At 71.3% G+C, this 10,476-nt stretch carries 8 protein-coding genes; 6 read left to right on the forward strand and 2 right to left on the reverse strand.

Translation table 11 applies throughout. The annotated features are described in order from the left end of the window. The first annotated feature begins 178 nt into the window (after positions 1-178). The 3 genes from GT354_RS46675 to GT354_RS46685 all read left to right on the forward strand — a co-directional run bounded on the left by GT354_RS46675 (position 179) and on the right by GT354_RS46685 (position 4,517). Complete coding sequence (locus GT354_RS46675; RefSeq protein ID WP_161363725.1) at positions 179-2,122, forward strand: NAD(P)/FAD-dependent oxidoreductase; 1,944 nt, start codon at positions 179-181, stop codon at positions 2,120-2,122. Between the two features lie 234 nt (positions 2,123-2,356). Beyond that, entirely contained in the window at positions 2,357-3,406 is a 1,050-nt protein-coding gene (locus GT354_RS46680; protein WP_161363727.1) for an aldo/keto reductase, read from the forward strand. 118 nt (positions 3,407-3,524) lie between these two features. Further along, the gene (locus tag GT354_RS46685; RefSeq protein WP_161363729.1) at positions 3,525-4,517 is read left to right on the forward strand and encodes an ADP-ribosylation family protein; all 993 of its coding nucleotides are present in this window, start codon (positions 3,525-3,527) and stop codon (positions 4,515-4,517) included. Positions 4,518-4,535: 18 nt separating this feature from the next. Here the strand turns inward: GT354_RS46685 and GT354_RS46690 are convergent, their stop codons facing one another. Continuing rightward, complete coding sequence (locus GT354_RS46690; protein ID WP_161363731.1) at positions 4,536-5,051, reverse strand: NUDIX hydrolase; 516 nt, start codon at positions 5,049-5,051, stop codon at positions 4,536-4,538. A 125-nt stretch (positions 5,052-5,176) separates the two neighbouring features. On the opposite strand from GT354_RS46690, the gene GT354_RS46695 reads away from it, so the two are divergent. After that, the gene (locus GT354_RS46695; protein WP_161363733.1) at positions 5,177-5,938 is read left to right on the forward strand and encodes a class I SAM-dependent methyltransferase; all 762 of its coding nucleotides are present in this window, start codon (positions 5,177-5,179) and stop codon (positions 5,936-5,938) included. A gap of 47 nt (positions 5,939-5,985) precedes the next feature. On the opposite strand, the gene GT354_RS46700 is transcribed toward GT354_RS46695, so the two are convergent. Beyond that, the gene (locus GT354_RS46700) at positions 5,986-7,587 is read right to left on the reverse strand and encodes an ABC-F family ATP-binding cassette domain-containing protein (protein ID WP_161363735.1); all 1,602 of its coding nucleotides are present in this window, start codon (positions 7,585-7,587) and stop codon (positions 5,986-5,988) included. Between the two features lie 500 nt (positions 7,588-8,087). Between GT354_RS46700 and GT354_RS46705 the strand changes: the two genes are divergently transcribed. Together GT354_RS46705 and GT354_RS46710 are read left to right on the forward strand one after the other, a co-directional pair. Beyond that, positions 8,088-9,419: an MFS transporter gene (locus GT354_RS46705; RefSeq protein ID WP_161363737.1), complete on the forward strand. Its 1,332-nt coding sequence runs from the start codon at positions 8,088-8,090 to the stop codon at positions 9,417-9,419. Positions 9,420-9,579: 160 nt separating this feature from the next. Beyond that, positions 9,580-10,476, forward strand: an 897-nt coding sequence (locus tag GT354_RS46710; protein ID WP_237536133.1) for an FAD-dependent oxidoreductase, incomplete at its 3' end; no start/stop codon positions are given.

Here is a 10,476-nt window from a genome sequence, read left to right on the forward strand (position 1 = left end):
CGACGGCGCGGCGACGGCAGGGCTCCGGCAAGGGCGGCGGCGAAGCGACTGCCGGCAACGGCTGGGCGCCGGCGTCCGATCGACACCGATCGTGATGTACATGTGCGCCGATTCCAGGTAGGTGTGAACCCCGCAACGGCGTGCCGCGCAACCCGATACCCCGCAGGAGCGTTTCGAGATGACTTCGCCGAATCCCCATGCCGGCCTGCCGATCACGGACGACGACGCGGCGATCGCGCGAGCGTTGGCGGATGTCAGCATCCCCACCCTGATGCTCACGCTGGTGCACATCACCGGGGACCCGTCCTACATCCGCGGCCCGTTGCGCCCGCGTGCCTTGGTGGCGAACGAGGTGCAGGGGTTCATGCCCGAGGAGGACAAGGACGCGGCCCGGGCCGTCGCGCTCGACGTGATCCGGGCGTACCGCGACGGCGGTTGCGTGCTTCCGCCGCCCCCGGGGCCGGAGTTGATCCACGAGATGATGAGTTGGGTGGCGTGCCGGGAGGTGCCGCAGGAGTACGTCCCGATGGTGCTGGAGGAATTGGGGTTGGACGGCGTCGACGCGCGCCGGGTCGAGCCGCCCGCGGATCCGGCGGCCCGCGAGGCTCGGGCGCGGTTTCCCGTGGTCGTCGTCGGGTGCGGGCAGTCCGGGTTGCTCGCGGGTATCCGGCTGAAGGAGGCGGGTATCCCGTTCACCATCGTCGAGAAGAACGCGGGCGTCGGCGGCACGTGGTACGAGAACACCTATCCCGGCTGCCGGGTCGACGTGGGCAACCACTTCTACTGCTATTCGTTCGAACCGGCCGACCACTGGAGCGAGTTCTTCTCCCGTCAGCCCGAACTCAAGCGCTACTTCGAGGCCGTCATGGCCCGCCACGACATCGCGCCGCGTGTGCGGTGGAACACCGAGGTCGTCGGCGCGGACTGGCACGAACCGTCCGCCACCTGGCGGGTCCGGGTCCGGACTGCGGAAGGCACCGAGGAGACCCTGCTCGCACGCGCGGTCATCTCGGCGGTGGGGCAACTCAACCGGCCCAAACTGCCCGACATTCCCGGCCGCGAGTCGTTCGCCGGGCCCTCGTTCCACTCCGCCGCGTGGGACCACTCCGTCGACCATCGCGGCCTGCGCGTGGCGCTCGTCGGGGCGGGCGCGAGCGGCTTCCAGATCGCGCCGGCCATCGCCGACGACGTCGCGCACCTGACGGTCTTCCAGCGTTCGGCCCAGTGGATGTTCCCCAATCCTCAATACCATGCCAAAGTAGGGCAAGGTGTGCAATGGGCCCTGCGGCACCTGCCGTTCTACGGTCGCTGGTACCGCTTCCTGGTGATGTGGCCGACGTGTGACGGCATCCTGGAGGGGGCCAGGGTCGACCCCGACTGGCCGAACCAGGAGCGTTCGATCAGTGCGCACAACGAGCGCACCCGGCAGATCTTCGAGCAGTGGATCACGAGTCAGGTCGGCGACGACGAGGAACTGCGGGCGAAGGTGATCCCGGACTATCCCGCGACGGGCAAGCGCACCCTGCAGGACAACGGCAGTTGGCTGCGCACGCTGCGACGCGACGACGTCGAATTGGTCCGCGACGGCATCGCCCGGATCGAGCCGGACGCGGTGGTGACCGAGTCCGGCGAGCGCCACGAAGTGGACCTGATCGTGTACGCGACCGGCTTCGAGGCCAACCGTTTCCTGTGGCCCATGCGGGTGCGCGGCCGAGACGGCGTCGAGTTGTCCGAGCGGTGGGGCGATCGGCCGGCCGCCTATCTGGGCATCACGATCCCCGAGTTCCCGAACCTGTTCTGCATGTACGGGCCGGGCACCAACCTCGCGCACGGCGGCAGCCTGATCTTCCACTCCGAGTGCCAGATCCGCTACATCCTCGGCTGCGTGGACACCCTGGTGAGCGGCGGCCACGCCTCGATGGAGCCCAGGCGCGACGTGCACGACGCGTACTACGAGCGCACCCAAAAGGAGTTGGCGGGCCTGGTGTGGGCGCACCCGTCGATCCGACACTCCTGGTACAAGAACGCCGAGGGCGACATCCACATCCTCAGCCCGTGGCGCCTGATCGACTACTGGACCTGGACGAAGTCCCCGGACACCGGCGACTACGTACTGCGCTAGCCGTATGGCCCGCTCCGGTACGACCGGGCCGAAAGCGGCCTGCCGGTCGAGCACTTGACTTGGAGTCCACTCCAACTCCTAGAGTGCGGTGCGGGAGCGGCCCTCGGCCGCCTCGATCACCGGCGGATTCGGCACGGCCGCGGGAGGGTATCGCGCCGTCGCCCGGCGAGCCCGCATCGGCCGGCTCGGGTGATCACACCACCGGACCGGCGCCACACCATGGGGAGTTCAGTCATGCGCTATCGCAGTCTCGGCGGCACCGGCATCGAGGTCAGCGCGTACGCCCTCGGGACGATGATGTTCGGTGCCGTCGGCAATCCGGACCACGACGACTGCGTCCGGATCGTGCGCGCGGCGCTCGATCAGGGGATCAACTTCGTCGACACCGCGGACATGTACTCGGGAGGCGAGAGCGAGGAGATCGTCGGCAAGGCTCTGGCGGGTCGGCGCGACGACGTCGTACTGGCCACCAAGGTGCACTTCCCGATGGGCGAGGGCCGCAATCGGGGCGGCAATTCGCGGCGTTGGATCCTCAAGGCGGTCGACGAGAGCCTGGCCCGTCTCGGGACTGACTGGATCGACCTCTACCAGGTCCACCGCCCGGACCACACCACCGACGTCGAGGAGACGCTCTCCGTGCTGGGCGACCTCGTCCGCCAGGGCAAGATCCGCGCGTTCGGCTGCTCCGGTTTCCCGGCGGATCAGATCGTCGAGGCGCAGCACGTGTCCGAGCGCCGTGGCCTGCACCGTTTCCGCACCGAGCAGCCGCCGTACTCGATCCTCGCCCGCGGCATCGAGACGTCCGTCCTCCCGGTCTGCCGGCGCTACGGGATGGGTGTGTTGACTTGGAGCCCGCTCGCCTCCGGCTTCCTCACCGGGAAGTACCGCAAGGGCCGGCCCATCGACCTGACCACCGGTCGTGCGGCGCGAACGCCGGGCCGTTTCGACCCCAGGCTCCCGGTCAATGCCGCCAAGCTCGACGTGGTCGAACAACTCGTCGAGATCGCCGCCGATCTCGGCTGCTCGCTCCCGGAGCTGGCCGTGGCCTTCACCGCCGCCCATCCCGACGTCACGTCGGTGATCATCGGGCCGCGGACCATGGACCAGTTGACGGCCCTGCACAAGGGCGCCGAACTCACCCTGGACGACGCGACCTTGGACCGCATCGACGAGATCGTCCCGCCGGGTACCGACCTCTACCGCGCGGACGGCGTGTGGCAGCCCCCGTCGCTGACCGATCCCGCCCGGCGTCGCCGCCCGACCGCGGAACGCGCCGCGCGGTAGCTCGTCCCCGGGAGCGAGCGCGGCACCCCGACCCCGCCGGCGCCGGACGCGTCGGCGGGGTTCGGTAACGTCGACGCCCGCTGGGTGATCGGGCGCGGCCTTGGGACGGGGACATGTGATGGGTGAGGCTGAAGGCGTGGACGCGCGGTCGCCGTCGCGGGCTCGGATCGAGGAGCGTTTTCGGCGCGACTGGGGTGTCGAGTTGCCCGAGTCGATCTTCCGGTTCCGTGCGTTCCTCGACGCGCTGGGCCCGCGGGAGCGGCGCGCGCTGCGCGACGCGGAGTTGAGCACGATGGGCGTGTTCGACCTGTTCGACGACCCCGACGGGCAGCCCGTCGCGGGTGTCGACGTCCGTGTCCACGGTCGCTACTACCGTGACCCGCCGGAGTTCCTGACCTTCCTGCACGGCGGCTCCGACGGCCTGCACTACGGCCTGTGGTTCGACGACGGGCGCACGTGCGCGGGCGTCGGCAGCTACTACACCAACGACGGCGGCGGGATCGACCGGAGCGCGGGGACACCGCTGGAAGCGGTCCGGCTCGTCGTCGAACGCGTGTGGCGCGACCTCGACGACCGCGGCCCCGACGAAGTCCTCGACGGGAACGAACGACGGACCGACCTGGCCCTGCTGCGCGGGGCGTTGACGGCGTTCGAGACCGCCGATCGGCCCGAGACCGGCGTCGCCTACATCGGCGCGTACGCGTCGCGGCAGCCGCCGGTGGACCCCGACCGGATCACCACCCTGGACGAGGGCGGCGCGCTCGTGACGGGCGAGACCGCGTTGGGCCGGCCGCCGCACCACGGCGCCGACGAGTACCGGTTCGCGCAGTACATGTACGCGTCGTTCGACGACACCGAGGCGCTGGCCGAGTCGGTGGCGCAGGCGCTGAGTCGGTGCGTGGCGGGTGATCCGGCGGAGGCGCTGGTCCTGGGCCGCGACCTGTACTGGGCCTCGCACGGCGACCCGGCCCGGGAGGCGTACGCGGCCGACCTGCTCGCCGCGGCGTACCACGCGCTGGACCGCCCGAACCTGGCGGCGATCGCCGCGGCCCACCACCGCCACCGTGACCTGCCGCAGGTGGAGATCCTCGCCCCCCGTGAGCGCGGGTAGCGCCCGGCCGCGGGCACCTCAGTCGAACAGGGCCGCGTGCAGCGGCAACCACGCCGCGCCGGCAGCACGCAGCGCGACGTCGTCGCGGCCGAGCCACTCGGCCTGCGCGCACTCGGAGTCCGGGTGCGGCCGCGTCGGAGCGCCCTCGTGGTCGAGCCGCACCGTGTAGAACGCCATGAACCCCCGTGCGGCGTAGCGGTATTCGGCCGGTGGCGGGCCGAGCAGGGTGATCCGTTGTCCGCCGTACAGGGTGAGCCGATCCGGTCGCACGTCCAACCCGGTCTCCTCGGCGAGTTCGCGCGCCGCCGCGACGGGCGCGGACTCGCCCGGGTCGAGGTGGCCACCGGGCAACTCCCAGCCGCGGCCCGGTAGATCCACGCGGGTCAGCAGGGTCCGATCGGCGCTGTCCAGGGCCACCACGACGGCCGTGCTGACGGTGTAGCCGTCCGGCAGTTCGTCGGACAGCAGCAGGTCCATCCGGTGGGGCGGGCGGATCCACGGCACGGTCAGCGAGTGGAGCACGGTCGAGGTCATGTCCCCATCCTTCCCGACGACCCCGACCGGCGCGGCTCCCGGGGCGACCGGCCGCAGCGTCTCTTCACGACCCGCGTGCGACCTATTCATTGGCTTTTCGGGCTACTTGCGGTAATCATGACGATATGTCACGAACTTTTGACGATCTTGTCGCCGAGGCCGACGCGGTGTCGGTGGACGGTTGGGACTTCTCCTGGCTCGACGGCCGGGCCACCGAGCAGCGCCCCTCGTGGGGCTACCAGCGCCTGATGGGTGAGCGGTTGGCCCGCGCGTCGGCCGCGTTGGACATCCAGACGGGCGGCGGGGAGGTCCTCGCCGGCGTACCGACGTTGCCGACGACGATGGTCGCCACCGAGTCCTGGCCGCCGAATGTGGCGAAGGCGACCCGGTTGCTGCATCCGCTCGGCGCGGTGGTGGTCGCCGACGCCGACGAGCCGCCGTTGCCGTTCGCCGAGGCGGCGTTCGACCTGGTGACCAGCCGACACCCGGTGACGGTGTGGTGGGCGGAGATCGCGCGCGTACTCGCGCCGGGCGGTTCCTATCTGTCGCAACACGTGGGCCACTCCAGCATGTTCGAGGTGGTCGAATACTTCCTCGGTCCGCAGCCGGAGGAGGTTCGGCGCGGGCGCAACCCCGACGACACCCGCCGCGCGGCGGAGGCCGCGGGGCTCGATGTCGTCGACCTGCGCTTCGAGTCGTTGCGCAACGAGTTCTTCGACATCGGCGCGGTGGTCTACTTCCTGCGGAAGGTGATCTGGATGGTGCCCGGCTTCACCGTCGAGCGATACCGCGACCGGTTGCGGGAGTTGCACGAGCGGATCGAGGCGCAGGGCCCGTTCGTCGCGTATTCGACGCGCTTTCTCATCGAGGCCCGCAAGCCCGCGTAGCCCGGCTCCCACCCACCCACCGCGGCCGCGGTGGGTGGGGGCAACCGTCACGCGAGCGCGACCAGTTCCCGGTGGTCCGGACTCCACATGTCCTCGACGCCGTCGGGCAACAGCAGGACCCGATCCGGGCGCAGCGCGTCGATCGCGCCCTCGTCGTGCGTGACCATCACGATCGCGCCGGGATACGTGCCCACCGCCGCCAGTACCTCCCCACGCGAGGCGGGGTCGAGGTTGTTGGTCGGCTCGTCCAGAAGCAGCACGTTGGCGCCGGAGTGGACCAACCCGGCCAGCGCGAGCCTGGTCTTCTCGCCGCCGGACAGCACCCCGGCCGGATTGTCGGCGTCGTCACCGGTGAACAGGAACGCGCCCAGTACGTGCCGGACTTCGCCGTCGGTCAGGCCCGGCGCGGCGGCGGCGAGGTTCTCCCGTACCGTGCGCGCGTCGTCGAGCGTCTCGTGTTCCTGGGCGAAGTAGCCCAGCCGCAGCCCGTGTCCGGCCACCACACGCCCGCCGTCCGGGAGTTCGCGGCCGGCGAGGATGCGCAGCAGGGTGGTCTTGCCCGCGCCGTTGAGGCCGAGCACCACCAGTCGGCTGCCGCGGTCGACGGCGAGGTCCACGCCGGTCAGTACCGGCAGGTCCCCGTAGGCCTTGGTCAGCGCGATCGCGCCCAACGGCGTGCGTCCGCACGGCGCGGGTTCGGGCAGTCGGATCCGGGCGATCTTGTCGGTGCGCCGCGACGGTTCGAGGTCGGCGAGCATCCGGTCGGCGCGGCGGGTCATGTTCTTGGCCGCGACGGCGGTCGACACGTGCGAACGCATCTTGTCCGCCTGGAGGCGCAGCGCGGCCGCCTTGCGTTCGGCGTTGGCCCGTTCCCGGGTTCGGCGGCGCTCGTCGGCGTCGCGTTGCGCGAGGTAGGCGCGCCAACCGGTGTTGTGGACGTCGATCGCGGCGCGATGCGGATCGAGGTGGAAGACCCGGTTGGCGGTGTCGGCGAGCAGGTCGGTGTCGTGGCTGATCAGCACCAGGCCGCCGGGGTGGGCGGTCAGGAACGTTCGCAGCCACGTGATCGAGTCGGCGTCTAGGTGGTTGGTCGGCTCGTCGAGCAAGAGGGTGTCGTGCCGGGCGAAGAGGATGCGGGCCAGTTCGACTCGGCGCCGCTGCCCGCCGGACAGTGCGCCGATCGGGCCGGCCATGACCCGCTCCGGCAGGCCGAGCCCGGCGGCGACCCGGGCCGCGTCGGCCTCGGCCGCGTAGCCGCCGCACACCTGGAACTCGGCCTCCGCCCTGCTGTAGGCGGCCATCGCGCGTTGTTGCGCCCGGTGGCTCGCGGCGTCGGTCATCGCGGTCTCGGCGGCGCGTAGGGCGCCCACCGCTCGGTCGAGGCCGCGTGCGGACAGGATCCGGTCGGTGACGGTGCTCGCGGGGTCGGCGGCGCGCGGGTCCTGCGCGAGATAGCCGATCGACCCGGTGCGGGTGATGTTCCCGGCGGCCGGCGCGGCGTGGTCGGCCAGGATCTTGAGCAGGGTGGTCTTGCCGGCGCCGTTGCGACCGATCAGGCCGATGCGGTCGCCGGGGGCGATGTGGAAGGAGATGTCGGACAGCAGCAGACGCGCGCCGACGCGCACGTCGACACCGCGCACGGTGATCATGGGATGACGCTCCGGAACAGTTCGAGGACACACGGGTGGTGTGGAGTCGGGTCCTCGAACTAGGAAATGCGGGGCGTAGCCATGGGAGCCAGGATAACGGCAGCCCCGGGGGTGTCCGCATCCGGGTTTTCGACGACGGACACCGCCCCGCCGCCGGACACGCGTCCGCGCCCGTGAGGGTTTTCGGGGCGATCACCGGATCGCGATCACCGGCGTGGGCACGGTCAGCCGCACGTCGCGGTATCGGCCGACGGCAACGCGCAGGAGAGATCCGAGCCGGCCGCCGGTGTCGTGTCCGATCTCCCGTGACCCGCGTCCGGCCCGAGGGCGCCGACTCGAAGCGCGACGGCGGATGCACCGAGGAACATGGTTCGATACCGACCCACGTGGGGCGGACCGGGTGGATCCGCCATTCTGTGGGTCTGCCGGAGCCTTTCCCGGCGGTACTTCGCGGTACTTCCCCCGGGAGTACCTCTCACGGACCTGGTGGTGGATCCCGCATGACGGCCTTGGACCCGGCCTCACCCGAATCGGTCGACCCCGAATCCGTCGGCCCCGAGTCGGCACCGCCCGCACCCGGGCAACCCGCGCCGGTGGATCGCACCGCGTTGCAGCGTCGTACCGTGCGCGTCCTGATCGCCGCCCAGGTCGTCGGCGGCGTCGGGATGGGCTCGGCGCTGACCGTGGGCGGCCTGCTCGCCGAGGACTTGTCGGGATCCAAGAGCTGGTCCGGCCTGGCCACCACCGCGATCACGCTCGGCGCGGCCATGTTCGCGATACCGATGTCGCGGGCCGCGAACCGTTGGGGCCGTCGCGTCGCGCTCACCGTCGGGTGGGGCCTCGCGGCGCTCGCGGCCGGGGGTGTGATCCTGGCGGCCGTGCTGGAGTGGTTCCCGCTGCTGATCGTGGCGATGCTCGTGTTCGGCGCCGGTACGGCCGCCAACCTCCAGTCCCGCTACGCCGCCACCGACCTCGCCGACGACGCGGGCCGGGCCAAGGCGCTGTCCATCGTGGTGTGGTCGACCACCGTCGGCGCGGTCCTGGGCCCCAACCTCAACGAGCCGGGCGCGGTGGTGGGCCGCGCGCTGGGCCTGCCCGAGTTGGCCGGCCCCTTCCTGTTCTCGATCGCGTCCTTCGCCGGCGCCGGCATCGTCCTGTGGATCGCGCTGCGGCCCGACCCGCTGCTGATCGCCCGCGCCGACCTCGGCGACGCCGCCCGGGCGAAGCCCGGCCTGCGCAACGCTCTGGCCGTGGTCCGGCGTGCGCCCCGCGCGATGCTGGGTCTGGCGACCGTCGCGTTCGGGCACGTGGTGATGGTGTCGGTGATGGCGATGACGCCGGTACACATGAAGGACCACGGCACCGCGCTGACCCTGGTCGGCCTCACGATCAGTCTGCACATCGCCGGCATGTACTCGTTGTCGCCCGTGGTGGGCTGGGCCGCCGACCGGTTCGGGCGGATCCCGGTCATTCTCGCCGGCCAGTTCGTCCTGCTTCTCGCGGTGTTCACCGCGGGCACGTCCGGCACCTCGACGTGGCGCACGATGGTGGGCCTGGTCCTGCTTGGCTTCGGTTGGTCCTGCTGCCTGGTCGCGGGCTCGTCCCTGCTCGCCGAATCGGTGCCGGCGCCCGAGCGACCCGGCGTGCAGGGCGCCTCCGACCTGTTGATGAACCTCGCCGGCGCGGCGGGCGGCGCGGTCTCCGGCTCCGTCCTGGGCCTGGCCGGCTACGGTGGCCTCAACCTCGTCGCGGGCCTGCTCACCGCCCCGGTGCTGTGCGTCGCGGCCGGGTTCGCCCTGGGCCGCTCCCGCCGTGCACCGGCCCGGGGCTGAGCCGACGAAACACCACGGCCCGGCACCCGACGAGCCGCTCCGATCGCGCCCTCGGATGGCCCGCTCCGGTCGTGAGCGGTAAACGATCACCCTATGTTGGGACGAAATGTGCCACATGGTCGCGGGCTTTCCTCCCACGGCCCTCCCGGAAGGGGCCTCCATGGTGCAGCGGGTGGTCGTCGTCGGAGCAGGATTCGCCGGGTTCGAAACGGTGCGCAAGCTGGAGCGGTCCCTCGGTCCACGCGAGGCCGAGATCGTGCTCGTCTCCCCGATGGACTACATGGTCTATCGACCGCTGCTGCCGCAGGTCGCGGCCGGCGTCCTGTCGTCACGGACCACGGCCGTACCGCTGCACCGGATGCTCAAGCGCACCCACGTACTGCCCGGCGGCGCGATCGGGGTGGACCTCGCGGCCAAGGTGTGCGTGGTCCGCAAGATCTCCGGCGACGTCACCAACGAGCACTACGACAAGCTCGTCCTGGCGCCCGGCAGCATCACTCGTACGTTCGACATCCCCGGCCTGACCACGTTCGGGCACGGCATGAAGACCCTGGCCGAGGCGGTCTACCTCCGAGACCACGTGATCGCGCAACTGGAGGTCGCCAACTCCAGCACCGACCCGGCCGAGCGCGCGTCGCGCTGCCGGTTCATCGTGGTCGGCGGCGGCTACGCGGGGGTGGAGACCGCCGCGTGTCTGGAGATGGTCACCACCGGCGCGCTCAAGCACTTCCCGCGCCTGGATCCCGCGCAGGTGCGCTGGATGATCGTCGACGTCGCTCCACGCCTGATGCCCGAACTCGGCGAGAATCTCGGCAAGGCCACGCTCCAGATGCTCGCCAAGCGCGGGGTGGAGGTGCGCTTGGGGGTCAGCGTGCAGGAGATCACCGAGGAGTCGGTGACGCTGACCACCGGCGAGCGACTGCCGTGCCGCACGCTCGTGTGGACGGCCGGCGTCACCGCGAGCCCGCTCATGGGCACCCTGGGCACCGAACTCGTGCGCGGGCGACTCGCGGTCGCGGCCGATCTCGCGCTGCCGGGCCACCCGGACGTGTTCGCG

The sequence above is a fragment of the Streptomyces sp. SID3343 genome (assembly GCF_009865215.1).
GTDB lineage: Bacteria > Actinomycetota > Actinomycetes > Streptomycetales > Streptomycetaceae > Embleya.

Excerpts from the sequence above, each read along its gene's own strand:
- GT354_RS46695 (WP_161363733.1), top strand. The coding sequence starts at position 5,177 with ATGTCACGAACTTTTGACGATCTTGTCGCCGAGGCCGACGCGGTGTCG.
- GT354_RS46685 (WP_161363729.1), top strand. The coding sequence starts at position 3,525 with ATGGGTGAGGCTGAAGGCGTGGACGCGCGGTCGCCGTCGCGGGCTCGG.
- GT354_RS46675 (WP_161363725.1), top strand. The coding sequence starts at position 179 with ATGACTTCGCCGAATCCCCATGCCGGCCTGCCGATCACGGACGACGAC.
- GT354_RS46680 (WP_161363727.1), top strand. The coding sequence starts at position 2,357 with ATGCGCTATCGCAGTCTCGGCGGCACCGGCATCGAGGTCAGCGCGTAC.
- GT354_RS46705 (WP_161363737.1), top strand. The coding sequence starts at position 8,088 with ATGACGGCCTTGGACCCGGCCTCACCCGAATCGGTCGACCCCGAATCC.
- GT354_RS46690 (WP_161363731.1), bottom strand. The coding sequence starts at position 5,051 with ATGACCTCGACCGTGCTCCACTCGCTGACCGTGCCGTGGATCCGCCCG.
- GT354_RS46700 (WP_161363735.1), bottom strand. The coding sequence starts at position 7,587 with ATGATCACCGTGCGCGGTGTCGACGTGCGCGTCGGCGCGCGTCTGCTG.